This is a genomic window from Bradyrhizobium sp. AZCC 2230 (assembly GCF_036924495.1).
GTDB lineage: Bacteria > Pseudomonadota > Alphaproteobacteria > Rhizobiales > Xanthobacteraceae > Bradyrhizobium > Bradyrhizobium rifense.
Genome location: NZ_JAZHRS010000001.1, coordinates 6,613,812 through 6,638,260, shown reverse-complemented (window position 1 = coordinate 6,638,260; position 24,449 = coordinate 6,613,812). Strand labels below are relative to the sequence as shown.

The window sequence follows — 24,449 nt, the reverse complement described above, 5'->3', positions numbered from 1 at the left end:
AGCGCTCTTACTGGTAGCGCTCTTACTGGTAGCCCTTGGGGAACGGATCAGGCTCGACGAGATCGGCGGTCTCGTAGATCAGCTCGAACTGGCCATCGAGCTTGGCGCGTCCCACCCGGGTCTTCGACCAGAGGTGATGGTTTTCATGGATGCGCACATAGCCTTCCGGCGCGCCCTTGAACTCGACGCCCGGCGAAGCCGCCGCGATCTTGTCGACGTCGAAGGAGCCGGCCTTCTCGACCGTCAACTTCCACAGCCACGGGCCGAGATAGGCAGCCTGGGTGACGTCTCCGATAACAGTCTTTTCGCCCCACATCTTCTTGAACGCCGGCACAAAGGCCTTGTTGTTCGCGTTGTCGAGCGACTGGAAGTACTTCATGCAGGCATAGGCGCCCGCGATGTTCTCACCACCGATGCCGTCGATCTCGTCCTCGGTGACCGAGATCGTCAGCAGCGCCTGCTTGGAGAGGTCGATGCCGGCGGCCTTGAGCTGCTTGTAGAAGGCGACGTTGGAGCCGCCGACCACGTCGGTGAAGATCACGTCGGGCTTGGTCAACTTGATCTTGTTGATGACCGAGTTGAACTGGGTGTTGCCGAGCGGATAGTATTCCTCGCCGACGACCTTGCCCTTCAACACGTTCTCGACGTGCTTGCGCGCGATCTTGTTCGACGTGCGCGGCCAGATGTAGTCGGAGCCGACGAAGAAGAACGACTTGGCGCCCTTCTCCTTGGCGATCCAGTTCAGGCCGGCGAGAATCTGCTGGGTCGCCTCCTGGCCGGTGTAGATCACGTTCTTGGACTGCTCGAGGCCTTCGTAGAAGGTCGGGTAATAGAGCATGCCATTGTACTGCTCGACGACCGGCAGCACCGCCTTGCGCGAGGCCGAGGTCCAGCAACCCATGATCGCCGCGACCTTGTCGTTGACGAGCAGCTTCTTGGCTTTTTCCGCGAAGGTCGGCCAGTCGCTAGCGCCGTCTTCCTGGATGAACTTGATCTTGCGGCCGAGCACGCCGCCGGCGGCGTTGATCTGCTCGATGGCAAGCTTTTCGGCTTCGATCGAGCCGGTTTCGGAGATGGCCATGGTGCCGGTCGCCGAATGCAGGATGCCGACCGTCACCTCGGTGTCAGTGACCGCGAGGCCGGTGGTGTTGACCGCCGAGGTCGCCGGGGTCTGCGCAAAGGACGCCCGCGGCAGCATCGTGATGGCCGCCATTCCCATCAATAGTTTGCGCCGGAGCGGCGACAACAGGCCCTTGGTTTCTTCGTCTGACATGAGCACCCCACTGTTTGTTCGAGGACACGCGATTGGTGCCGTCAGGATGGCTCGAATTTGTGCACCGCAAGCATACGCAAGATCGCGTATACTGCACCGCAAAATACCGACGTAGGCTTTTGGTACGGGATTTGCGAGTTCACGAGAGGTTCGGACGAGTTCGGGAGTGGGGTATAAGTGGCAGGGCGGCAGCGAATAGACCGCGTCAGGCGCCAGTACAATCAATGGGTCGCCAACCAGACGCTGGAAGACTACGCGCTGCGCTTTACCGCCAAAAGCGCGCGCCGCTGGTCCGCCGCCCGCGTCGCCAACACCGCGATCGGTGCGATCTCCTTCCTAGTGCTGGAGGCGATCGGCGGCACGATTACCCTCAATTACGGCGTCACCAACGCCGCAGCCGCGATCCTCGTCGTCTCCACCATCATCTTCTTCTGCGGCGTGCCGATTGCCTATTATGCAGCCAAATGCGGCATCGACATTGACCTGCTCACGCGCGGCGCCGGCTTCGGCTATATCGGCTCGACAATCACCTCGCTGATCTACGCCTCCTTCACCTTCATCTTCTTCGCGATCGAGGCGGTGATCCTGGCGACCGCGCTGGAGATGTGCCTCGGCATCCCACGCCCGATCGGCTACCTCATCAGCGCGGTCGCGATCATCCCGCTGGTGACCTACGGCATCACGCTGATCAGCCGTTTCCAGCTCTGGACGCAGCCGCTCTGGGTCGTCCTGCACATCCTGCCCTTTGCCGCGATCGCGTGGGCCAGCCCGCACTCCTTCACGGAATGGCACAAATTCGCCGGCGAGCACGGCGACCTCGGCGGCCATTTCGACCTGTTGCTGTTCGGCGTCGCATCCTCCGTGGTGTTCTCGCTGGTGGCGCAGATCGGCGAGCAGGTCGACTTCCTGCGATTTCTGCCGCGCGACCGCCGCACATCGAAGGCGTCGTGGTGGATCGCGCTGATGAGCGCGGGGCCGGGCTGGATCGTGCTCGGCGCGCTGAAACTCCTGGCCGGCTCTTTCCTCGCCTTCTTTGCACTGAGCCACGGCGTGCCGCCCGAAGAGGCGGCCGAGCCGGCGCATATGTATCTCGTGGCCTTTCGCTACGTGCTGTCGGACCCGGACCTCGCGCTGGCGCTGACCGGCTTCTTCGTGGTGCTGTCGCAGATCAAGATCAACGTCACCAACGCCTATGCCGGCTCGATCGCCTGGTCGAATTTCTTCTCGCGCCTGACGCACAGCCATCCCGGGCGCGTGGTCTGGCTGGTGTTCAACGTGATGGTGGCGCTGCTTCTGATGGAGATCGGCGTCTACAAGGCGCTGGAGCAGACGCTCGCGCTCTACTCCAACGTCGCCATCGCCTGGGTTGGCGCGCTGGTGTCCGATCTCGTCATCAACAAGCCGCTCGGCTTGCGTCCTCCGCAGATGGAGTTCAAGCGGGCGCATCTCTACGACATCAATCCCGTCGGCGTCGGTGCCATGACGCTCGCGATCATCGTGTCGATCGCGGCATTCTACGGCCTGTTCGGCCCGACCATGAAGGCGCTGGCCGCCTTCGTCGCGCTGACGGTGGCCTTCGTCACCGCGCCGATCATTGCCTGGCTGACCGACGGGAAATTCTACATCGCGCGCAAGCCGAAGCGGAGCTGGGCCAATATCGAGGCGATCCAGTGCTGTATCTGCGAGCACAGTTTTGAACCGGAGGACATGTCGTCCTGCCCCGCCTATGCCGGCCCGATCTGCTCCTTGTGCTGCTCGCTCGATGCACGCTGCCACGACCTCTGCAAACCGCATGCGCGGGCGCAGGTGCAATTTGCGGATGCGCTCAGCAGGATCCTGCCGCAGCCGATCTATCAGCGGATCAACTCGCAGTTTGGCCATTACGTCGGTGTTTTCGTGGTCTCCGCCGGCCTCGTCGCATTGGTACTCGGGCTGATCTATCTGCAGACCTCGGCGAGCGTGCATGGGGAGAACTCGCTCGTCTCTAACGTGCTGTGGAAGGTGTTCTTCTCGCTCAGCATCATCATCGGCGTGGTCGCCTGGCTGTTCGTGCTGGCGCAGCAGAGCCGCCGTGCGGCCGAGGCCGAGACGCGGCGGCAGACGACGCTGCTGATCCAGGAGATCGACGCGCACAAGCGCACCGACGCCGAGCTCCAGCGCGCCAAGGAGGTCGCCGAGTCCGCCAATCTCGCCAAGAGCCGCTATGTGGTGGGACTGAGCCATGAATTGCGCTCGCCGCTGAATGCGATCAGCGGCTATGCCCAACTGCTGGAGCAGGATGCAACGCTCAACACCAAGCCACGCGACCAGGTCCGCGTCGTCCGCCGCAGCGCCGATCATCTCTCCGGCCTGATCGACGGCATTCTGGACATTTCCAAGATCGAGGCGGGACGGCTGTATCTGTCGCGCGACGAGGTCCATCTGAGCGAATTCCTCGATCAGCTCGTCGGCATGTTCCGCCTCCAGGCCGGCGCCAAGGGCATCGACTTCGTGTTCCGGCGTCCGGCGACATTGCCGACGGTGGTCTATGCCGACGAGAAGCGGCTGCGTCAGGTGCTGATCAACCTCCTCTCCAACGCCATCAAATTCACCCAGACCGGCAGCGTGCAGTTTATCGTGCACTACCGCAGTCCCGTCGCCGAGTTCGAGGTGACCGACACCGGCCCCGGTATCCAGGGCGCCGATCTCGAGCGCATCTTCGCGCCGTTCGAGCGCGGCGCGCTTGGAGTCTCGCAACCGCAGACGGGCACAGGACTGGGGCTCACCATCAGCCGGCTGCTTGCCGGTGTGATGGGCGGCGACATCAAGGTTGCCAGCACCGTTGGACGCGGCAGCACCTTCAAGGTCAAGATGCTGCTGTCGGAGGTCTCCAACCCCAGGCGCATCGCGCCGGTGGAGGCGCCGGTCTCCGGCTATCACGGCGCGCGCAAAACCATCCTCATCACTGACGACGATCCCGTGCATCGCGATCTCCTGCGCGAAGTGCTGACGCCACTCGGCTTCATCCTGCTCAGTGCCGCCGACGGACCGGGCTGTCTCGCGCTGGCGCAGCATTGCCGTCCCGACCTGTTCCTGCTCGACATCTCGATGCCGGGCATGGACGGCTGGACCGTGGCGGAACAGCTGCGCGCCGACGGCCACCACCAGGCGCGCATCCTGATGGTGTCGGCGAGCGCGCTGGAGGCGCATGGCGCGCCGCTCGCGCAGCCCTTCCACGACGGCTATTTGATGAAGCCGATCGACATCCCGCGGCTGCTGGAGACCATTCGCCAGTTGCTCAGGATCGAATGGCAATACGGCTCCGACGAGATCGTCGTGCCGCTGTGGCGGCCGGACAGCGGCTCGCGGCCGCCGGTCAGACATATCGAGGCGCTGATCGGGCTCGGCCAGATCGGCTACGTCAAAGCGATTCAGCTGAAGCTGGACGAGATCGGCGGCGAGCATCCGGAGCATGCCGACTTCGTCGCGGAGATGCGATCGCTGGTCGATCGCTTCGATCTCGACCAGTACATGACAACATTGAAAACACTGCATGCTTATGAGCATTGAGACGAAAAAGCGCGACGTCGCGCTCGTGGTCGACGACTCCCCTGAAACGCTGCGGCTGCTCACCGATGCGCTCGACGGCGCAGGCATGACGGTGATGGTGGCGATGGACGGCGCGGCCGCGATGCGCATCGTCGACCAGATCACACCCGACATCGTGCTGCTCGATGCCGTGATGCCCGGCATCGACGGCTTCGAGACCTGCCGGCGGCTCAAGCGTGATGCCGGTCTTGCCAATGTCCCCGTGATCTTCATGACCGGCCTCGCCGAAACCGAGCACATCGTGCGCGGGCTGGATGCCGGCGGCGTCGACTACGTGACCAAGCCGATCGTGATCGAGGAGATGCTGGCGCGCATCCGCGTCCATCTCGGCAATGCACGGCTGACCCAGAGCGCGCGCACCGCGCTCGACGTCTCCGGCCGCTTCCTGTTCGCGGTCAACCGCCAGGGCCACATCCTTTGGGCGACACCGCAGGCGCAGAAGCTGCTGGCTGATCATCACGGCGCCCAGGCCGACGACTTCGTCCTGCCGCCGTCCCTGCTGCAATGGCTGGAGCAGGCGAAGGGCAAGAGCAGCGCGAAATCGCAGGCCGCTTCCCTGCCCGACAATCCGCAGCTCCGGTTCTATTACATGGGCGAAACCGCGCCGAACGAGTTCCTGCTGCGGCTCTCCAAGGAGTCCGGCACAGCGCTGCCGCCCGAGTTCACCAGCGAGCTCGGCCTCACCACCCGCGAGGGCGAGGTACTGGCCTGGCTCAGCAAGGGCAAGACCAATCGCGACATCGCGCAGATTTTGGGGTTGAGCCCGCGGACCGTCGACAAGCATCTGGAGCAGATTTACGCCAAGCTGGGCGTAGAGAACCGGACGGCCGCGGCGGCGATTGCCGCCAATGCGACGAGGCGGAATTCGTAGTCGCTCGGTCGATGAGTCGGTGCGCCGTTCGCCCAACCAACAGTGTCGTCCCGGACAAGCGAAGCGCAGATCCGGGACCCATAACCACAGGGAGACGTTTGGCGAAGACTAGGAGTGACCAGCTCGCTCCACGACCACTGCCTGGGAGTATGGGTCCCGGGTTCGCTACGCGCCCCGGGACGACAGCGGAGTGTGGAGCGATCGCTATCGCCCTCTAACGAACCACAACCTCACCGATACACAAACGCCTTGTCGTCCAGATTTGTCTTCGGGATCTCGTCCTTCTCGGTCCAGTAATCCTGGCTGTGCTGCCATTCCGGCTTGTCGCCGCGCTTGGGCAGCAGGTTCATGTCGCGCATGATGTAGCCGGGGTTGAAGTTTTCCGGATCGATCCAGGGCAGGATCGGCATGTTATGGTCTTCGGCGCGCAGGCTCACCTCGACCTTCTTGCTGCCCTTCGCCTTCATGTGACCGAGTAGCCGGCAGACAAAGTCCGCGACGAGATCCACGCGCAGCGTCCAGCTCGCGCGGAAATAGCCGAACACCCAGACCATGTTCGGCACGCCCGTAAACATCATGCCGCGATAGGTCACGGTGTCGCCGAAGGCGAGCGGCTTGCCGTCGATCTCGAAGGCGATGTCGCCGAGCGCCGAGAGATTGAAGCCGGTCGCGGTGACGATGACGTCGGCCTCCAGCAGCTTGCCGGACTTGAGCTGGATCCCGTTCTCGACGAAACACTCGATCTCGTCGGTGACGACCGAGGCCTTGCCGCCGGCGATGCCCTTGAACAGATCGGCGTCGGGCACGAAGGCGATGCGCTGCCGCCATGGCCGATAGCTCGGCGTGAAATGCGTCTCGACGTCATAGTCCGCGCCGAGCACCGCGCTGATCTGGCCGATCAGCTCCTTCTTCACCTGCTCCGGCTTGGACAGGCAGAGCTTTGTGAACGCATCCTGCTCGAACAGAATCTTGCGGCGAACGATCTCGTGGATCCAGGCTTCATCCACCTGGAGCCGGCGCAGCTCCTCCGCGATCTCGATGGCGTTGCGCCCCAAACGGAAATAGGTCGGCGAGCGCTGCAGCATGGTGACATGCGCGCATGTGTCGGCGATGTTCGGCACCAGTGTCGCAGCGGTTGCGCCCGAGCCGATCACGACGACCCTCTTGTCCCTAAGATCGATGTCATCCGGCCAGGTCTGCGGATGGACGATGCGGCCCTTGAAGCGATCCATGCCCTTCCATTGCGGCGTGTAGCCTTCGGAATGGCGATAATAGCCCTGGCACATCCAGAGGAAGTTTGCCGTGAAGGTTTTTGGCTCACCGGTGTCGGTCACGACGGCCTCGATGGTCCAGAGATTCTGTTCGCTCGACCAGCTCGCCGAATTGATCTTGTGCTTGTAGCGGATATGGCGGGCGATATCGTTGTCGTCGATCACCTCGTTCATGTAGGCGAGGATTTCATCGGCGGTGGCGATCGGTGGCCCGACCCAGGGCTTGAAGCTGTAGCCGAAGGTGTGGAGGTCGCTGTCCGAGCGAATGCCGGGATAGCGATGCGTGCTCCAGGTACCGCCGAACGTCGCCTGCGTCTCCAGGATAACGTAGCTCGTGCCCGGAAGCTGCTTCGTGACGTGATAGGCGCTGCCGATGCCAGAGATGCCGGCGCCGACGATCAGCACGTCGAAATGTTCTGAAGCCTGTTTGGTGGTGGCGTGACTGCGAACAGCGACATTCATTGTTGCTTCTATGCCTTGTCTTTTTCAGGCCGCCATTGATTGGCGACGCGTTTCCTCCGCGACGGGCATGGTCGCCAACCGCGCTTCCTCAGCAAAATGACATAGATCAAGCCGCGATCAAACTACAACGCCGCGCCCCAGCTCCGCGCCGTCTGCAAGATCCAGTCGCGATAGAGCGTCAGCGGCGTGACCCCCGTCAATCCGCCGCAGCCAGCAGCATTATTCGGCCCCGTCGACCAGCTGATGACACCGACGAGCACGGCACCGTTCGGCCTGTCCTCGAACACCGGACCACCGGAATCGCCGGTGCAGGCGCCGATTCCGTCGCGAACACCGTTGGTTACGGGATCGACCAGGCGGATCTGGAGCGTGCCGGGCTGGCCGGTAGTGACGAGCGCAGCCACCCGCGTTGTGCCACCGCTCTTGCCATCGCCGCGCACGGTGACGCCGATACCGGCGATGGTGAAGCGGCTGCCGACCTGGATTGGAATAGTCGGCATGCCGACCGGCACCGTCGATTTTCCCTTGAGTGGAATTTCCAGTTGCAGCAATGCCACGTCAGCCGTGGCGCGATGCGATTGCATGGCTTGCATGTTGAAGCTCGGATGGATCGCGACCGTGCGGACGTTCAGCAATTGGGGCGTGCCGTCGGCGCCACGATCAACGATCTTGTAGTCCGCGCCGGGCTGCACGCAGTGGGCGACCGTGAGCACAAGCTTCGGCGCAATCAAGCTACCGGTGCAGAAATTGCCGCGCGAGCCGACGATGGTGACGACCGCGCGCGCGACGCCGTCGGTCTGCGGCGTACCGCCGCCGACGATGGCATGAGCGGGCGTGGCGATCAGCTGCGCGGATACGATGAGACTTGCAAGCTTCTTCATGAGAACACGCTCGGGCGTCGGCAGGACTGGCCCTTGCGGATAGCGCATGCTAGCCGTCTTGGAAAGGAATTGACGAGGGTAGGATAGTGGCGATCGAGGCTGTGATCTTTGATTTTGGCGGCGTGTTGACGAGCTCGCCGTTCGAGGCGTTTTCGCGGTTCGAGACCGAGCGCGGCCTGCCCATCGACATCATCCGGCGCACCAACGCCGCCAATCATCTGGAAAACGCCTGGGCCAAGTTCGAGCGCGCCGAGGTCGACGTCGACACGTTCGATCATTTGTTCGCAGAGGAATCGCGCGCACTCGGCGCCGAAGTGCGCGGCCGCGAGGTGCTGCCGCTGCTTCAAGGCGATCTGCGTCCCGAAATGGTCGAGGCGCTGAAGCGCATCAAGGCACAATTCAAGACCGGCTGCATCACCAACAATTTGCCGGCCAACGCGATCGGCAGCATGACCGGGCGCTCCCTCTACGTCGCCGAAATCATGGTGCTGTTCGACCACGTCATCGAATCCGCCAAGATCGGCCTGCGCAAACCGGACCCGCGCATTTACCGGCTGATGGTCGAGACGCTGAAGGTCGATCCGAAGAACTGCGTCTATCTCGACGACCTCGGCGTCAATTTGAAGCCCGCGCGCGAGATGGGCATGACCACGATCAAGGTCACGAGCGGCGCGCAGGCGATAGCAGAGCTGGAGAAAGTGACGGGGTTGAAGCTCGGATAGGCAACTCGTCGTTGCGAGGCACGACACCGTAGGGTGGGCAAAGCGAAAGCGTGCCCACCACAAGCAGATGGTGGGCACGGCGCTTGCGCGCCTTTGCCCACCCTACGAGGCCTATTCCGCCGCAGAAGACGCGATCCGCTCAGGAAATGCAGCCGCCAGCGAGGCGCGGTCGGGCTTCAGCACGCCGCGCTCGGTGATCAGGCCGGTCACGAGGCGCGCCGGGGTCACGTCGAACGCATAGTTCGCGACCGGCGAGCCGTCCGGCACGATGCGCACGGTTTCCAATCGTCCATCAGCCGTGCGGCCGGTCATGTCGGTGACCTCCATGCCGCTACGCTGCTCGATCGGAATGTCGCGAACGCCGTCATCGACCGTAAAATCAATCGTCGGCGACGGCAGCGCGACGTAGAACGGCACGTTGTTGTCATGCGCGGCGAGCGCCTTCAGATAGGTCCCGATCTTGTTGCAGACGTCGCCATTGGCGGCGACGCGGTCGGTACCGACGATGGCGAGATCGACCATGCCATGCTGCATCAGATGCCCGCCGGTGTTGTCGGGGATGACGGTATGCGGCACGCCGTGATGGCCGAGCTCCCACGCCGTGAGCGAAGCGCCCTGATTGCGCGGCCGGGTTTCGTCGACCCAGACATGGATCTTGATGCCGCGCTCATGCGCGAGATAGATCGGTGCGGTGGCGGTACCCCAGTCGACGGTGGCGAGCCAGCCGGCGTTGCAATGGGTCAGCACGTTGACCGTCTCGCCCGGCTTCTTCTTCGCGACGATCGCCTCGATCAGCGCGAGGCCATTGCTGGCAATGCCGCGGTTGATCTCGACATCCTGCTCGACGATCTCGTCGGCGCGGGCGTAGGCTGTCTCCGCTCGTTCGACCGGATCGATCGGCGCGAGCGTCGCGCGCATTTCGTCCAGCGCCCATTTCAGATTGATCGCGGTCGGACGCGCCACGACAAGTGTGTCGTAAGCGCGCTTCAGTCCGGCGTCGGAGGCATCCTCGCGCATTGCGAGTGCCATGCCGTAAGCCGCCGTCGCGCCGATCAGCGGCGCGCCGCGCACCAGCATGTCGCGGATCGCAACTGCCGCGTCGTCGCACGAGGTCAGCCTTGCAACGATGAATTCATGCGGCAGCCGGCGCTGGTCGATTGCTCCGACCGACCAGCCGTCGCGCTCGCGCCAGATGCTCCGGAAATGCTTACCGTCGACCTTCATGGCATTCTGCCTTTTCGTCCTTTACCTTGCGTCTCAACCGCGCAGGATGCGCCCGGCCACCGCATCGAGCTTGTTCAGAAGCTCGGGATCGCGCGCCTCGGGCGCGGTGATCAGCGCGGTGTCGAGCGCACGGTCCGAACCGATCGGACATGGCTCGTGCTCGCGCGGGAAATCCTTGGCCAGCCGCGCCACCAGCGCCTTGGCCTTGTCGGCGTTGGAGGTCAGCACGCGGATGATGTCCTGCACGGTGACGGCGTCGTGATCGGGGTGCCAGCAATCGAAATCCGTCACCATCGCAACCGTCGCGTAGCAAATCTCGGCCTCGCGGGCGAGTTTTGCTTCGGGCATGTTGGTCATGCCTATGACCGAATAGCCAAGCGTCTTATAGGTCATGCTCTCCGCATAGGTGGAGAATTGCGGCCCCTCCATGCAGACATAGGTGCCGCCGCGCGCGATCGCGATGCTCTCGGCTTCGGCCGCTGCGGCCAGATGGATGCGCAGCCGCGGCGAGACCGGATGCGCCATCGAGACATGCGCGACGCAGCCCTTGCCGAAGAACGAGCTCTCACGCTTGTGGGTGCGATCGACGAACTGGTCGACGAGAACGAACGTTCCGGGCGGCATCTCTTCCTTGAAGGAACCGCAGGCCGACAGCGAGATCAGGTCGGTGACGCCGGCGCGCTTCAGCACGTCGATATTGGCGCGGTAGTTGATATCGGATGGCGACAGGCGGTGGCCCTTGTCATGACGCGGCAGGAACACGATCGGCAGGCCTGCGATGGTGCCGCGCCGCACCGGCGCCGACGGCTCGCCCCAGGGGCTCTTGATCACCTCTTCGTGCGCGCCCTCGAGTCCCGGCAAATCGTAGATGCCGGAGCCGCCGATGATGCCCAATACCGCCTGCGTCATGCCTGCTCCACCCTGTCAGCTACGTGCGACATGGTTAAGCTATGCCAGTTTTGCGGCGGTTTTGGAACGGGGTGGTGGGGACCCTGCCGGGGGCCGGTATGCTTAACTTAAGCCGCGGTCGCGGGCTGCAGCTGGGTCGCGACCATGCGCTCCAGCGTCTCGACGGACTGGAAATTCTCCGGCGTGATCTCGGTTTGCGGAATGGTGAAGTCGAACTCGGCTTCGACGCCCAGCATCAGATTGACCATGTCCATCGAGGTCAGGCCGGCATCGACAAGTTTCGTCGACGGCGTGACATCAGCGGTGAGCGAGTTCTGCGCGAGGATGCCCTTCACCAACTTGGTGATGCGATTGCGCAAATCGGTATCGAAAGCCTGCATCGGCGAATTCCCATCTGTCTATAAAAGATCGGCCGGTTGCCGGGTACGATGGGCACGACGGGCCGATCCCGCAATGGGCGGCACCATTACTTCGCGTTTCTTAGTAAACGATGACTCAGATTGTCTGGAATTCCGGCTTCTTCCAAATCCCTAACGCGACACCCGGATATTCGGCGATGCGAACAACCGGGTCTTAACTGTTCGTTCGGAATTTCAGTTCGTTTACCCTGTATTTCATCGACGAATTTGAATTAAATCCGTAGCCTCCATTCACAAGCAAAGATGGTCGGATGATCGCGAACGGCATCGCAAATGATGCCTGCGGTCTCGAACGACGAAACGGAGGCGGACGAGCATGAACGTGCGTGAAGCAGTCCTGACTGTCGACGAGACGCAAGCGAGCCTTCTCGAAGGCCCTTCCTTGATCGAACGCGCGGCTCACACCGCCACCGTGGCGGCAGCCGACGCCGACGGCGTCGATCGCGACGCCCGTTTCCCCCACAAGGCTTTCGATGCCGCGCGCGAGCAGAAGCTGCTCGGCGTCATGATCCCGGTCGAGTTCGGCGGCTTCGGCGCCTCGATCCATGACGTCACCGACATCTGCTACACGCTCGGACGCACCTGCGCCTCGACCGCGATGATCTACGCGATGCATACGACCAAGGTCGCCTGCGTGATCCGCCACGGTCACGGCATTCCCTGGATGGAGACCATGATGCGCCGGGTCGCCCGCGACCAGTGGCTGCTCGCCTCCTCCACCACCGAGGGCCAGAACGGCGGCAACATCCGCGCCAGCGCGGCCGCGGTCGACCAGGCCGGCGACACCGTCTCGCTGGTGCGCGACGCCACCGTGATCTCCTACGGCGCCCAAGCCGACGGCCTCGTCACCATTGCCCGCCGCGCCACCGAGGCTGCTGCTTCCGATCAGGTGCTGCTGGCGCTCGCCAAGGACGATTATTCGCTGAAGCAGACGCAGGGCTGGGAGACGCTCGGCATGCGCGGCACCTGCTCGACCGGCTTCGAGCTGAAGGTCGATTGCCCCGCGGACCGCGTCTTCCCGGAAGCCTATGACAAGATCCACGCCCAGACCATGACGCCGTACGCGCATCTGTGCTGGTCGTCGACCTGGGCCGGCATTGCCGCCGCCTCGGTCACGCGCGCGCAGGCCTTCGTCCGCAAGGCGGCCCGCACCTCCGGTGGCCAGATGCCGCCGGCGGCCGCGCACTTCACCGCCGCAAAAATGTCGCTGGCGAAACTGCGCGCATTGATATCGGCCAATCTCGACGCCTTCGCCCGCGCCGAGCATGACGAGCGCGCGCTCGGCTCGCTCGATTTCCAGTCCTCGATCACGCTTTTGAAGGTGCAGGCCTCCGAGCTTGCGGTCGAGACCGTGATGCATGCGATGCGCACCGCGGGCCTGTCCGGCTACCGAAACGACGGCGAGTTCACGATGGGCCGCCATCTTCGCGACGTGCTGTCGTCGCCGATCATGATCAACAACGACCGCATTCTGGCCAACGCCGCCACCTCGACGCTGATGAGCGGCATTCCGGCAAGCCTTCGTGACTAACAAGCCTTGCGACTGACGTGCTTTCGAGACCAACAAGAATAATTGCCGATAACAGGAAGTCGAACATGAACATTGCTGTTCTCCCCAATTCGCCCGAGACCGCGCCGCAGGCCACGGATCCGCTCGATCATCTCGCCGACAAGCTGTTCCACCCGATGGGTTCGGACGGCGTCTATGCCCGCACCGCGCTCTATGAGGGCATCGTCGAGAAGCTCGCCGCGCTGATCACGAGCAATCGCGAAGCCGGCACCGAGGTGATGCGCTTTCCGCCGGTGATGAGCCGCAGCCAGCTTGAAAAATCCGGCTACCTCAAGAGCTTTCCGAACCTGCTCGGCTGCGTCTGCGGCCTGCATGGCACCGAACGCGAGATCAACGCCGCGGTCAGCCGCTTCGATGCCGGCGGCGACTGGACCACCTCGCTGTCGCCGGCCGACCTCGTGCTGTCGCCCGCGGCCTGCTATCCCGTCTATCCGATCGCGGCGAGCCGCGGCCAGCTGCCGAAGGGCGGCCTGCGCTTCGACGTCGCGGCCGACTGCTTCCGCCGCGAGCCGTCAAAGCATCTCGACCGGCTGCAATCGTTCCGGATGCGTGAATATGTCTGCATCGGCACGGCCGATGACGTCGCCGATTTCCGTGAGCGCTGGATGGTGCGCGCGCAGGCGATCGCGACCGATCTCGGCCTGACCTTCCGCGTCGACTATGCCAGCGACCCCTTCTTCGGCCGCGTCGGCCAGATGAAGGCGGTGAGCCAGAAGCAGCAGCAGCTCAAGTTCGAGCTTCTGATCCCGCTGCGTTCGGAAGAGCAGCCGACCGCGTGCATGAGCTTCAACTATCACCGCGAACATTTCGGCACGACCTGGGGCATCCAGGACGCCAATGGCGAGCCCGCGCACACCGGCTGCGTCGCCTTCGGCATGGATCGCCTTGCCGTCGCGATGTTCCACACCCATGGCACCGATCTCTCCGCCTGGCCCGCCAAGGTGCGGGACCTTCTGGGCATGCAGCCGCTAGCTCCGGCCGACGCCCACGGCGAAGGCTGGCGCTAAGATAAGAGGCCGATCATTTCCACGGGTAAGACGAGCGTGATCCACACCAAGGTCCGATGTCGCGAGATCACCGAAGCCGACGTCGATGCGGTCGCGGACCTGTTGACGCGCGGCTTCGTCGGCCGCTCGCGCAACTACTGGATCCAGGGCCTGCGCCGGCAGGCCTTCCGGCCGGTGCCGGACGGCTATCCGCGCTTCGGCTACATGCTCGACAATGACGGCACGCCGGTCGGCGTGCTGCTGCTGATCTACACCACGCGCAAGGATGGTGAGGCGATCGCCATCCAGTGCAATCTGTCGAGCTGGTATGTCGAGCCGGCCTATCGCAACTACGCGCCGCTGCTGACCAAGATCGCCCAACGGCACAAGGACGTGACTTACCTCAACATCAGCCCGGCGCCGTGGACCTGGCCGCTCATCGAGACGCAGGGCTTTCGCGCCTATTGCCGCGGGCTGTTCGTTTCGGTTCCGGCGCTGTCGCGCGCGCCGCGCTGGAGCAAGATCGAGGTGATCTCGCAGCATACCAAGCAGATCGAAGGGCTCTCCGACGAAGAGACCGAGCTGCTGACGCGGCACGCGCGCTACAATTGCCTGAGCCTGGTTTGCCGCACGCCGAAGGGCGTCTTCCCCTTCATCCTGCAACCGATGCGCATCCGCCGCGGTTTCATCGCACCGCCGGCGATGCAACTGATCTACTGCCGCAGCGCCGCCGAATACGCCGCCTGCGCCGGCCGCATCGGCCGGCTGCTGTTGCGGCTGGGCAAGATCTCGGTGATCGTCGATTCCAACGAGCCCATCCCCGGCCTTGTCGGTATTTATACCGAGCGACGCGGCCGCAAATATTTCAAGGGCCCGCACCGCCCGCGGCTGGCTGATCTCACGGATACGGAACTCGTGCTCTACGGGCCGTAGGGGCGGTACGTTACAGCAGAAACGGTGTTGTCCCGGCGAAAGCCGGGATGACACCGGGATTTGTTGCTCGAGACCCTCACTCTCTTCATCACCAGTCACCCTCCGTAAACTACGGCGCTTAAGGGAATTTTCCCGCCTCTTCGCTACCCTCGGTGGCTGAATTACGTTGCGTTAAGTCTATTGCCACCGAGATCCACTGATCCCATGACGTCGACCCGCGACAACGAGCTCGGTGCAAGCCGCGAGCAAGGCCAGCAGGCCCTGCTCTCGCTGAGTCAGCTTGCGCTCGACGGCATGGAACAGGGCGTCTGCGTTTACGATGCCGACAACCGGATCGTGTTGGTCAACCGCCGGTATATCGAACTGTTCGAAATGTCGGCCGACATCGTCAGGATCGGAACGCGCTACCGCGACGTGCTCGGCCACAGCGTGGCGCTCGGCAATATCCCGGCAGGTGAGGTTGACACGCTCTACGCTTCCCGGATCGCATTGATCACCGCGGGCAAGCCATTCCGCACCCGGCAGACGCTCGCGAGCGGCCTTGTCATCACGCTTGAGCTGAAGCCGCTTCTCGATGGCGGCTGGATGACGATCTGCGACGATGTCAGCCGCCTCGCCCGACTCGAGACCGAGCTGCAACTTCAGACCGAGCGCAGCCAGCACGCGCTCGCGAACATGTCGCACGGCCTCATCATGTATGACGCCAATAGCCGCGTCGTCGTTTGCAACGAACGCTTCCTGCAATTCTACGATCTCGACCCCAAGGTCATTAAACCCGGCATCTTGCACAGCACGGCGATCGAGCACTGGCTGTCGCGCGGTAACAAGGCGGACATGTCCGGAGACGAGTTCCGCGATGCCCGGATCAACGACGTCCTGACCAGGAGCCCGAAAACCGTTCTCGTGACGCGCTATGACGGCCGCAGGGTCCAAGCCGTATCCCGCTTCATGCCCGACGGCGGCTGGGTCACCGTGCACGAGGACGTCACCGAACGGCTGCAGCACGAAGAGACGCTGAAGCAGCAGAACCTCATGCTGGATGCCGCGCTCGAAAACATGGCGCATGGGCTCGCCTTCTACGACAGCGACATGCGCCTGCGCATCTGCAACTCCACATACCAGGAGATCTACCGGCTGTCGCCGGAGGAGAGCAGGCCCGGCACGCATCTCGCCGAGCTGATCGAGCGCTCGATGGCGAATGGCGCCTTCTCCTCCGAATACAGCCCACAGCAGATTCTGGAAGCCGCCAAGGCGCGAATCGACAGCAACGACTCCTCGCCGATGCGGCGGAGCATGACCAACGACACGATGATCTCGGTGCGCTATTGCGCGCTGCCCGAGGGCGGCTTCGTCGCCACCTATGAGGACATCACCGAACGCGAACGCGCGGTCGAGGAGCTGAGCGAGCAGTATCGCCGCTTCGACGCGGCGCTGAACAACATGAGCCAGGGCCTGTGCATGCTCGATGCGAGCCTGCACGTGATCGTCTGCAACCGCCGCTACATCGAGATGTACGGCCTGTCGCCCGACATTGTGAAGCCCGGCGTCTCGATGCGCGAGATCATGGAGCACAGCTGCGATCTCGGCATCCATCCGAACACCACCGCCGCAAAGCTCTATGCCGACTATGTCGAGCGGCTGCGCGAGGGCGAGCACACGCTGCACCGCCATTTGAGCGACGGCCGCATCATCAAGCTCAACCACAAGCGGATGGAGCATGGCGGCTGGGTCGTCACCTATGAGGACGTCACCGAGCGTCACAAGGCCCAGGCCCGGGTCGCGCATATGGCGCGGCACGACTCCCTGACTGACTTGCCCAACCGCACGCTGTTCCGCGAGAAGATGGGAGAGGGGTTGAACCAGGTCGCGATCGCCGGCGGAGCCATGGCGGTGCTGTGCTTCGACCTCGACAATTTCAAGACCGTCAACGACCGGCTCGGCCACGCCGCCGGCGACCGCTTGCTGCGCTGGGTCGCGGCGCGGCTGAAGGAGAATGTCGGCGAGCACGACACCGTCGCCCGTCTCGGCGGCGACGAGTTCGCCGTGCTCCAGCGTGGACCGCAGCCGCAATCGGCGGAGCGGCTTGCACGACGCCTGGTCGAGATCATCGGCCATCCGCCGCCGCTGGAGAGCCAGTCGATCCATGTCGGCGCCTCCGTCGGCATCGCGATCGCACCCGATCACGGCCTCGACGCCGACGAGCTGATGAAATGCGCCGATCTCGCGCTGTACCAAGCCAAGGCCAAGGGACGCGGCGCCTATCAGCTGTTCGAACCCGAAATGGAAGAGGAGGCGCGCAGCCGGCACGCGCTGGAACACGATCTGCGCAGCGCGCTGGGAGCCAACGAATTCCATCTGGTGTTCCAGCCGCAGGTGCGTCTCGACACCACCGAGCTGACCGGCTTCGAGGCGCTGCTGCGCTGGAAACATCCGTCGCGCGGCCTCGTCTCGCCGGCCGAGTTCATTCCGATCGCCGAAGAGAACGGGTTGATCGTTCCGATCGGCGAATGGGTGCTGCGCACGGCCTGCGCCACTGCGGCCTCATGGCCGGATGTCACGGTCGCAGTGAACCTGTCGCCGGTGCAGTTCCGCTCGCGCGGACTGGTGGCGATGGTGACGAGCGCGCTTGCAGAGGCTGGCCTGCCGCCGCAGCGGCTCGAGCTCGAGGTCACCGAGACGGCGCTGCTCGACGACAGCGAAGCGACGATCGGGATCCTGCACCAGCTCCGCGCCCTCGGCGTGCGCGTCAGCCTCGACGATTTCGGCGTCGGCTATTCTTCGCTGAGTTACCTACGCAAATTTCCGTTCGACCGCATCAAGATCGACCGCTCCTTCGTCGGCACGCTCGGCGAGAGCCCCGAGAGCGTCGCCATCGTCCGCACCATCGCGAGCCTCGGTTCCGTGCTTGGCGTCGAGACCACGGCGGAAGGCGTCGAGACGATCGAGCAGCTCGACTTCGTCCGCGAATGCGGCTGCACCGCGGTGCAGGGATATTATTTCGGCAGGCCGTGCCCTGCGGCGGAGGTGGAGCGCGCTATCGAGCGGCTGAACGAAGTTCGCCGCGTGGCGTGAGCCTCGTCCTTCTCCTCGTGAATGTCCGCGAAAACAACCCCATGCACAGTAGAAGGGGCGTTGATTTCAAAGGAGAAATTCGTCGCATTCGGCGCGAAATGGTGGGCACGGCGCAAGTGCGCCTTTGCCCACCCTACGGCACCTATCCTGCCGCGGGCAGCACGCTGTCCGGCGGTGCGCTCCAGGGGCGGTCACTTGAAGCGAGCCCGATCAGGCGGCCCTGGATGTAGTCGCAGCCCCAGTCGCGCAGCATGTTGGCGGCCTCTTCGTCCTGCACCCATTCGGCGACGGTCTTGATGTCGAGGCGGCGGGCGAGGTCGATCAGGGTCTGCACGAAGGCGCGGTCGTCGGCGGAATGCGTGATGTTCTGCACGAACGCGCCGTCGATCTTGACGATATCCACGCCGAGCTTGCGCAAATTGCGGAACGAGGTGTAGCCGGCGCCGAAATCGTCGATCGCGATTCTGCTGCCGAAGTTCTTGAGGCGGCTGACGAAAGCGCGGACATCGTCGATGTCCTGGATCGCGACGGTCTCGGTGATCTCGACGATCAGCCGCTCGGCGACGCCGGGATGGGCGCGCATCAGCGATTCGATACCGGCCCACCAATCGGGATCCATCGTGGTATCCGGCGAGATGTTGAGGCTGAGGCGGATGTCGGGCGCAGCCGCGAGTTCGGCAACCACGAGCTCGAGCACGCGGTGATCGACCAGCCGAATGAGGCCAAGCCGCTCGGCGACCGGCACGATGTCGGGCGCGAGCAGCACCTGACCGTCGCCCTGATCCATCCGTACCAGGCATTCGTGGAACGCGCCCTCGCGCGTGGCAGCCGATACCACCGGCTCATAAGCGAGCTTGATGCGGCGCTCGTTGAGCGCGGTGACGATCTCGTCGGTGACGCGAATGTTGACGCGGCGCTGGGCGTCGCGCTCGGCATTCGGACGCCAGGCGGCGAACGAGCCGGCGCGGCGGCGCTTGGCGGCATCCAGCGTCTCGTGGGCGCGGTTGATGGCCTCGTCGGCATTGCGGGCATAGCGCGGCAGGCTGACCGCGCCGATCGAGACGGTGACCGAGACCGGGCCGGATTTGGTCGGCACCACCTCGTCACGGACGCCGGCGAGGAAGCGCTCCGCCGCAACGTTCATGTCGTCGACGGTGCAGTTCTTCAGGATCAGGCCGAACTTGTTGCCGGAGAAGCGGCCGAGCACGTCGCCACCGCGCAAGCGCGCGCGAATGCGCTTGGCGACGTCGAGGATCACGGCATCGGCAACGTCGAAGCCGAAGGCGTCGTTGACGCGGGCAAGATGATCGATGCCGACCAGCAGGAACGCTGCGGTCGAGCGGAAGCGGCTCGTCTCCTCGATCGCTTCGGCCAGCGCCGCGATCAGGTGAGAGCGGTTGAGCTCGCCGGTCAGGGGATCAAGCCGGGCAAGCTTGGTCAGCTCCTCGTCACGGGCGTGCCGCTCATTGTTGATGCGGACGGAGCCGATCGCGCGCATCGGGCGGCCGTCGGCACCGGCGAACCAGCGGCCGGTCTCCTCGATCCAGACCACGGGATCGGAGGCGCTCATGCGCACGCCATATTCGACCCGGTAGGGCGTACCGTCGGTGCCGTGCACCGCGGATGTCTGCGCCAGCGCCGCGCTCCGCAGCGTCTGCGCGGGCTCGATCAGCTTGGCGAACTCGGCGCCGGTCGCGAGGCGCTCGGCCGGAATGCCGGGGAAGATGGCGCCGGCCTGCTCGCCCCAGACGATGGCGTCACTGGCGAGATCCCAGACGAACACGGCCTGACCGAGAGCGGCCAGGATTTCGGAGGCTTGCGGCAATGCGGGGGTCAAAAGCGCCTCGTTTCGGGACAGCGGGGAGTCCTGAGCCGGCACAGAATACGGCCAGATTCGCCTCCGACCCTAGGCAAAGTTCATAAACAATTTGGAAACCACGTTTCCGGGAGCCCTGGAACGGAATAGGCTCGGCCGGCATAGGCCTTGCGAGACCATCGAGTGCACCGGCGCGAGCGTCCCAAAACGCGCCAGTTCAACCGGATTAGCGGTGTTGCGATGGTGAATGCGGACCAGATCGAAGAGACAACGCGGGAAGCGAGTACCGCGCTGGTGCCGCTGACGCCCGTTTTACAATTGGTCCGCAAGGTGCCGCTGACGCGCCCCGATCCGAGCTTCGTCACCCAACTCATCGCCAATGCCGAGCACCTGCCCCAGACAAGCCGGCTGCGCCGCGGCTCGTCCGAGGACGCACGCATGGCCTATGGCGGCAAGGGCCCGCTTCCCAGCGTCACCTCACGCACGCGTCAGGTGGCGTAGGCAGCTTTCAGGACAATTATCGCCTCGCACTCGCTGCACCTCTCCCGCTTGCGGGAGAGGTCGGCGCGCTCGAAGAGCGCGGCGGGTGAGGGCTCTCTCCTCTTGGGGAATCCCTCCGCGGAGATACCCCCTCCCCGACCCTCCCCCGCAAGCGGGAGAGGGAGCACACCGTTAAAGCGGCTACAGCAGGAGTGCTTTCTCGATCAGCGCGGCTCTTCGGGCGAGGACGGCGTGCCGTTGCCCGGCTGCAAATGCGGCGAGGGAATTTCCGGCGACGCCACGATGCCAGGCTTGGGCGCGGGGTGATCCATCAAAACGGATTCGGCAACCGATTGCGCCGAGGGCGCGGGCGGCGCCTCAGGCTGCCGTGCAGGCACGGGATCGAGCTTCGGCTCGAACATTGTTGCTGGCGGCGCTTCGGCCTGGCGCTTCGCCTTGCGCGGCACCGCCACCGTCTCGGCGGCAACGTAGGCGATGCGGCGGCGTGCGCGTTGGGCGATGCCGCCGAGGAAATCGGCCATCGAAAGCAGCACCAGCAGGAAAAAAGTGGAATTGCCGAATTTGGGCCACATCACAAATTCGGCCGCGGCCGCGCCGAACAGGATCAGCGACAGCAAATGATCCATCAGGAATTTCGCGCCGGGGCGCGCCCCCTTGACCACTTCGAGCAGCAGCAGCAGCACGCCAAGCGCGAGCAGGAGGTCGGCAAGCGTGACCGGCCAGGTCTCGCCGGTGATCATCGGCACCTTGAACAGCACGTCCGAGAAGGACACGCTGGGCATCAGGAAGGCGATGATGTTGTAGACCGCAAGCGGAATCAGAAGCAGCGGGAAACCGACCATCGGCAAAGCGCCTTCTCGATCAAGATGTCCGGGCAAGACAACGCGACGGCGAAGCATTCGCTCCGCCGCCGACACCGTCATATCTCATGGATTGGCCGAAATCAGGCAGGTCACGTCATCCTGATCGAGGATAACCCTGCCTGAGAAGAGTCTTTAGGACTCTTTCTTCTTCAGGACCTGACGGCCCTTGTACATGCCGGTCTTGAGGTCGAGATGATGCGGACGACGGAGCTCGCCGGAGTCCTTGTCTTCCACATAGGTCGGCTTCTTGATGGCGTCTGCCGAGCGGCGCATGCCACGGCGCGACGGCGAAGTTTTTCGTCTCGGAACGGCCATTTCAATATCCTCTAGGGATTGGTGTCATCTGGGCATCGTCCACGGGGGACGGCTCAGCACCCAAACGGGGCGAGCGAAATGCCGATCAAGGCCGGGCTTATAGAGGAAGGTTGGCCGTAAATCTAGGCTCTTGGGCCGGAAAATACGCCCGAAAACGGCCCGAAATCAGCGATTTTCCCGCCAGCAGGTCAAAAGCGAGGAGGCCTGCCCCCTTGCCACATAGGTCCCGGCCAGCCGCCGGACGCCCGGTCCCGGGGTCCTGGCGCTGCGCTTGACCGGATTCGGCAGGATCGAGGCCAAAAGGGCCGCTTCCCGGGGGGAGAGGTTGGCAGCCGACTTGCCGAAGGCATAGGCGCTGCCAGTCTCGACCCCAAACTGGCCCTGCGGGCCGAGCTCGGCGATGTTGAGGTAAATTTCCAGGATCCGCTGCTTGGGCAGGACGAAATCGATCCAGAGCGCCAGCGGGAATTCCAGCGCCTTGCGGACGAAATCCCGCCCCTGCCAGAGGAACAGGTTTTTCGCGACCTGCTGGGTGATGGTGGAGGCGCCGCGGAACGGCGTGCCGTCCTCCTTGGCGTCGTCGATGGCCTCGCGCAGCGCGCCCCAGTCGATGCCGTGGTGCTTGCAGAAATGGGCGTCCTCGGCCGCCACCACCGAGCGCGGCACATAGGGCGACATCGCCGCCAGATCGATCCACTCCCGATGCATCGGCGCGCCCGTCAGCGAGCGCCAGGCCATCAGCGTCGAAACCGGATGGCCGGTACGGTAGAATGGCGCGATCACATAGGGCGCCAGCAACGCGACCGCGACCATCACCAGCAGGATTTTGACGATGCGCAAATCGACCTTTCCGGCGCAAACTGAAACCTGGCCGCGAATCCCGCCATTAAGTCTGTGATAATCCGGGCCTTTTCCAGCACTTTTTAGGCCTTCCAAACGATTGACTGGGACCGGCTCATAAAGGATTGTCCCGCCGAATTTTAGTTCTGGAGCCTTTCTTGATGACCGGCACGTCCCCGTCCGATTTCGCCAAACGTCTGGACAAGACCGCTGATGACACCGAAGCCCTGCTCGGGCGCCTCCTGTCGGACGACATCCTGCACGATGAGATCGCCCGTCCCAAGCGACTGATGGACGCAATGCGCTATTCGAGCCTGAATGGCGGCAAGCGCCTGCGGCCGTTCCTCGTGGTCGAAAGCGCCGCCGTATTCGGCGTTCCCCGCGAAGCAGCGCTGCTCGTCGGCGCCGCGCTCGAATGCATCCACTGCTATTCGCTGATCCATGACGATCTGCCGGCGATGGACAATTCGGACCTGCGCCGTGGCCGCCCCACCCTGCACAAGCAGACCGATGACGCGACCGCGATTCTCGCCGGCGACGGCCTGCTGACGCTCGCCTTCGACATCGTCACCCGCGACGAAATCCATCGCGACGCCAATGTACGCCTCCTGCTGACGCGCGCGCTGGCGCGCTGCGCCGGCATCGGCGGCATGGTCGGCGGCCAGATCCTCGATCTCGCCGGCGAAGGCCGCTTTGGCGGCAACGAGCCGATCGATGTCGCGCGCATCCAGCAGATGAAGACCGGCGCGCTGTTGCGCTACGGCTGCATCGCCGGTGCCCTCCTCGGCCAGGCCTCGCAGAAGGAATACCAGGCGCTCGACGATTACGGCCGCGCGCTCGGTGAAGCTTTCCAGATCGCCGACGATCTGCTCGACGTGGAAGGCGATGCCGCCGCGCTCGGCAAGCCGGCCGGCGCCGATGCCGCGCTCGGCAAGACCACTTTCGTCACCCAGCTCGGCATCGAAGGCGCCAAGCAGCGCGTGCGTGATCTGCTGGCGCGCGCCGACAGCGCCGTCTCGATCTTCGGCGATCGCGCCGCCGTGCTGCAGGCCGCCGCGCGCTTCGTCGCCGAACGCAAGAACTAGTAATTCCCTCACCTCTCCCGCTTGCGGGAGAGGTCGGCGCGAAGCGCCGGGTGAGGGCTCTCTCCTCTTGGGGGTTCTCGCTTGCGGAGACACCCTCTCCCCACCCCTCCCCCGCAAGCGGGGGAGGGAGCGCACCTGCGATGCCGCTCAGGCCTCACCGGACGATCTGCATGGAAAAAGAAGATCCCGTCCTCGCCCGCTTCCGCCAGATGTCGCGGCCGATGCGGCTGATCTATGCGCGGCCGCGGACGTTCATCTCGCTTGGTATCGGCATGCTCGTCTGCCTGCTTCTGCCAGGCTCGCTCCGGCTGACGACGCGGCTTGTGCTCGGCTGGGATGCGCTGATCGCAGTATATCTCGTGCTGGTCTACAGCATGATGCTTTGCAACGACCACCAGCACATCCGCCGTAGCGCCGCAATGCAGGACGACGGCCGCTTCGTGATCCTGCTGGTGACGGCGATTGGCGCGTTCGCGAGCATCGCGGCGATCGTCGCGGAGCTCGGCGCCCATCGCGGCGCTGCGGAGCTGACCATCGCCATCACCACCATCGCGCTGTCCTGGGCCGCCGTGCACACGACGTTCGCACTGCATTATGCCCATGACTATTACCGCCATCCGCCGGGCGGATTGCAGTTTCCGAGCGGCGACAAGGAAGACCACGCCGACTATTGGGACTTCGTCTATTTCTCGTTCGTGATCGGCATGACCGCACAGGTCTCGGACGTCGGCATCACCGACAAGACCATCCGCCGCACTGCCACGGCGCACGGCATCGTGTCCTTCATCTACAACACGGCGCTGCTGGCGCTGACGGTGAACATCGCGGCGAGTGCGATCGCGACATGA

General features: G+C 64.1%; 20 protein-coding genes. 10 read left to right on the top strand and 10 right to left on the bottom strand.

What is annotated here, in order from left to right; genetic code table 11:
- Nucleotides 1-22 precede the first annotated feature (22 nt).
- Nucleotides 23-1,273: an urea ABC transporter substrate-binding protein gene (gene urtA, locus V1280_RS31745; RefSeq protein ID WP_334533705.1), complete on the bottom strand. Its 1,251-nt coding sequence runs from the start codon at nucleotides 1,271-1,273 to the stop codon at nucleotides 23-25.
- 177 nt (nucleotides 1,274-1,450) lie between these two features.
- On the opposite strand from urtA, the gene V1280_RS31740 reads away from it, so the two are divergent.
- Together V1280_RS31740 and V1280_RS31735 are read left to right on the top strand one after the other, a co-directional pair.
- A complete protein-coding gene (locus V1280_RS31740) occupies nucleotides 1,451-4,822 on the top strand; it encodes a hybrid sensor histidine kinase/response regulator (RefSeq protein ID WP_334533704.1) in 3,372 nt (1,123 codons plus the stop codon).
- Complete coding sequence (locus V1280_RS31735; RefSeq protein WP_334533702.1) at nucleotides 4,806-5,732, top strand: response regulator; 927 nt, start codon at nucleotides 4,806-4,808, stop codon at nucleotides 5,730-5,732. The genes V1280_RS31740 and V1280_RS31735 overlap by 17 nt, the downstream gene beginning before the upstream one ends.
- 230 nt (nucleotides 5,733-5,962) lie before the next feature.
- Here the strand turns inward: V1280_RS31735 and V1280_RS31730 are convergent, their stop codons facing one another.
- Nucleotides 5,963-7,465 (bottom strand): flavin-containing monooxygenase, encoded by a 1,503-nt coding sequence (locus V1280_RS31730; RefSeq protein ID WP_334533700.1) that lies wholly within the window; start codon nucleotides 7,463-7,465, stop codon nucleotides 5,963-5,965.
- 122 nt (nucleotides 7,466-7,587) lie between these two features.
- Nucleotides 7,588-8,346, bottom strand: a complete 759-nt coding sequence (locus tag V1280_RS31725) for a S1 family peptidase (protein ID WP_334538470.1) — start codon at nucleotides 8,344-8,346, stop codon at nucleotides 7,588-7,590.
- A gap of 86 nt (nucleotides 8,347-8,432) precedes the next feature.
- On the opposite strand from V1280_RS31725, the gene V1280_RS31720 reads away from it, so the two are divergent.
- A complete protein-coding gene (locus V1280_RS31720) occupies nucleotides 8,433-9,068 on the top strand; it encodes an HAD-IA family hydrolase (protein ID WP_334533698.1) in 636 nt (211 codons plus the stop codon).
- 111 nt (nucleotides 9,069-9,179) lie between these two features.
- Here the strand turns inward: V1280_RS31720 and mtnA are convergent, their stop codons facing one another.
- The 3 genes from mtnA to V1280_RS31705 all read right to left on the bottom strand — a co-directional run bounded on the left by mtnA (nucleotide 9,180) and on the right by V1280_RS31705 (nucleotide 11,581).
- A complete protein-coding gene (gene mtnA / locus V1280_RS31715) occupies nucleotides 9,180-10,292 on the bottom strand; it encodes an S-methyl-5-thioribose-1-phosphate isomerase (RefSeq protein WP_334533696.1) in 1,113 nt (370 codons plus the stop codon).
- 33 nt (nucleotides 10,293-10,325) lie between these two features.
- Nucleotides 10,326-11,201: an S-methyl-5'-thioadenosine phosphorylase gene (locus V1280_RS31710; RefSeq protein ID WP_334533694.1), complete on the bottom strand. Its 876-nt coding sequence runs from the start codon at nucleotides 11,199-11,201 to the stop codon at nucleotides 10,326-10,328.
- Between the two features lie 107 nt (nucleotides 11,202-11,308).
- Nucleotides 11,309-11,581 carry a phosphopantetheine-binding protein gene (locus V1280_RS31705; RefSeq protein WP_148777482.1) on the bottom strand — a complete coding sequence of 91 codons (273 nt, stop codon included), beginning with the start codon at nucleotides 11,579-11,581 and terminating at the stop codon, nucleotides 11,309-11,311.
- A gap of 355 nt (nucleotides 11,582-11,936) precedes the next feature.
- Here V1280_RS31705 and V1280_RS31700 point away from each other — a divergent pair, with 355 nt between their 5' ends.
- From V1280_RS31700 to V1280_RS31685, 4 genes are all read left to right on the top strand, one after another.
- Nucleotides 11,937-13,151: an acyl-CoA dehydrogenase family protein gene (locus V1280_RS31700; protein ID WP_334533691.1), complete on the top strand. Its 1,215-nt coding sequence runs from the start codon at nucleotides 11,937-11,939 to the stop codon at nucleotides 13,149-13,151.
- 65 nt (nucleotides 13,152-13,216) lie between these two features.
- Nucleotides 13,217-14,197: an amino acid--[acyl-carrier-protein] ligase gene (locus V1280_RS31695; RefSeq protein ID WP_148777484.1), complete on the top strand. Its 981-nt coding sequence runs from the start codon at nucleotides 13,217-13,219 to the stop codon at nucleotides 14,195-14,197.
- A 36-nt stretch (nucleotides 14,198-14,233) separates the two neighbouring features.
- Complete coding sequence (locus V1280_RS31690; RefSeq protein WP_334533686.1) at nucleotides 14,234-15,109, top strand: acyl-CoA acyltransferase; 876 nt, start codon at nucleotides 14,234-14,236, stop codon at nucleotides 15,107-15,109.
- Nucleotides 15,110-15,313: 204 nt separating this feature from the next.
- Nucleotides 15,314-18,181, top strand: a complete 2,868-nt coding sequence (locus V1280_RS31685; protein ID WP_334533683.1) for a PAS-domain containing protein — start codon at nucleotides 15,314-15,316, stop codon at nucleotides 18,179-18,181.
- A 142-nt stretch (nucleotides 18,182-18,323) separates the two neighbouring features.
- Here V1280_RS31685 and V1280_RS31680 read toward each other — a convergent pair whose 3' ends face one another.
- Nucleotides 18,324-20,018 carry a putative bifunctional diguanylate cyclase/phosphodiesterase gene (locus V1280_RS31680; RefSeq protein WP_334533680.1) on the bottom strand — a complete coding sequence of 565 codons (1,695 nt, stop codon included), beginning with the start codon at nucleotides 20,016-20,018 and terminating at the stop codon, nucleotides 18,324-18,326.
- 219 nt (nucleotides 20,019-20,237) lie between these two features.
- Between V1280_RS31680 and V1280_RS31675 the strand changes: the two genes are divergently transcribed.
- Complete coding sequence (locus V1280_RS31675) at nucleotides 20,238-20,498, top strand: hypothetical protein (RefSeq protein WP_334538469.1); 261 nt, start codon at nucleotides 20,238-20,240, stop codon at nucleotides 20,496-20,498.
- Between the two features lie 203 nt (nucleotides 20,499-20,701).
- Here the strand turns inward: V1280_RS31675 and V1280_RS31670 are convergent, their stop codons facing one another.
- The 3 genes from V1280_RS31670 to mtgA all read right to left on the bottom strand — a co-directional run bounded on the left by V1280_RS31670 (nucleotide 20,702) and on the right by mtgA (nucleotide 22,516).
- Complete coding sequence (locus V1280_RS31670; protein ID WP_334533678.1) at nucleotides 20,702-21,340, bottom strand: hypothetical protein; 639 nt, start codon at nucleotides 21,338-21,340, stop codon at nucleotides 20,702-20,704.
- 153 nt (nucleotides 21,341-21,493) lie between these two features.
- Entirely contained in the window at nucleotides 21,494-21,676 is a 183-nt protein-coding gene (gene rpmF / locus V1280_RS31665; RefSeq protein WP_007598106.1) for a 50S ribosomal protein L32, read from the bottom strand.
- 165 nt (nucleotides 21,677-21,841) lie between these two features.
- The gene (gene mtgA, locus V1280_RS31660; protein ID WP_148777490.1) at nucleotides 21,842-22,516 is read right to left on the bottom strand and encodes a monofunctional biosynthetic peptidoglycan transglycosylase; all 675 of its coding nucleotides are present in this window, start codon (nucleotides 22,514-22,516) and stop codon (nucleotides 21,842-21,844) included.
- A gap of 161 nt (nucleotides 22,517-22,677) precedes the next feature.
- On the opposite strand from mtgA, the gene V1280_RS31655 reads away from it, so the two are divergent.
- Both V1280_RS31655 and V1280_RS31650 read left to right on the top strand, forming a co-directional pair.
- Nucleotides 22,678-23,601 carry a polyprenyl synthetase family protein gene (locus tag V1280_RS31655; protein ID WP_334533671.1) on the top strand — a complete coding sequence of 308 codons (924 nt, stop codon included), beginning with the start codon at nucleotides 22,678-22,680 and terminating at the stop codon, nucleotides 23,599-23,601.
- Nucleotides 23,602-23,771: 170 nt separating this feature from the next.
- A complete protein-coding gene (locus V1280_RS31650; RefSeq protein ID WP_334533668.1) occupies nucleotides 23,772-24,449 on the top strand; it encodes a DUF1345 domain-containing protein in 678 nt (225 codons plus the stop codon).

Coding starts and splice junctions, on each gene's coding strand:
- urtA (WP_334533705.1), bottom strand. CDS start 1,273: ATGTCAGACGAAGAAACCAAGGGCCTGTTGTCGCCGCTCCGGCGCAAA.
- V1280_RS31735 (WP_334533702.1), top strand. CDS start 4,806: ATGCTTATGAGCATTGAGACGAAAAAGCGCGACGTCGCGCTCGTGGTC.
- V1280_RS31730 (WP_334533700.1), bottom strand. CDS start 7,465: ATGAATGTCGCTGTTCGCAGTCACGCCACCACCAAACAGGCTTCAGAA.
- V1280_RS31725 (WP_334538470.1), bottom strand. CDS start 8,346: ATGAAGAAGCTTGCAAGTCTCATCGTATCCGCGCAGCTGATCGCCACG.
- mtnA (WP_334533696.1), bottom strand. CDS start 10,292: ATGAAGGTCGACGGTAAGCATTTCCGGAGCATCTGGCGCGAGCGCGAC.
- V1280_RS31710 (WP_334533694.1), bottom strand. CDS start 11,201: ATGACGCAGGCGGTATTGGGCATCATCGGCGGCTCCGGCATCTACGAT.
- V1280_RS31705 (WP_148777482.1), bottom strand. CDS start 11,581: ATGCAGGCTTTCGATACCGATTTGCGCAATCGCATCACCAAGTTGGTG.
- V1280_RS31700 (WP_334533691.1), top strand. CDS start 11,937: ATGAACGTGCGTGAAGCAGTCCTGACTGTCGACGAGACGCAAGCGAGC.
- V1280_RS31695 (WP_148777484.1), top strand. CDS start 13,217: ATGAACATTGCTGTTCTCCCCAATTCGCCCGAGACCGCGCCGCAGGCC.
- V1280_RS31685 (WP_334533683.1), top strand. CDS start 15,314: ATGACGTCGACCCGCGACAACGAGCTCGGTGCAAGCCGCGAGCAAGGC.
- V1280_RS31675 (WP_334538469.1), top strand. CDS start 20,238: ATGGTGAATGCGGACCAGATCGAAGAGACAACGCGGGAAGCGAGTACC.
- V1280_RS31670 (WP_334533678.1), bottom strand. CDS start 21,340: ATGGTCGGTTTCCCGCTGCTTCTGATTCCGCTTGCGGTCTACAACATC.
- rpmF (WP_007598106.1), bottom strand. CDS start 21,676: ATGGCCGTTCCGAGACGAAAAACTTCGCCGTCGCGCCGTGGCATGCGC.
- V1280_RS31655 (WP_334533671.1), top strand. CDS start 22,678: ATGACCGGCACGTCCCCGTCCGATTTCGCCAAACGTCTGGACAAGACC.
- V1280_RS31650 (WP_334533668.1), top strand. CDS start 23,772: ATGGAAAAAGAAGATCCCGTCCTCGCCCGCTTCCGCCAGATGTCGCGG.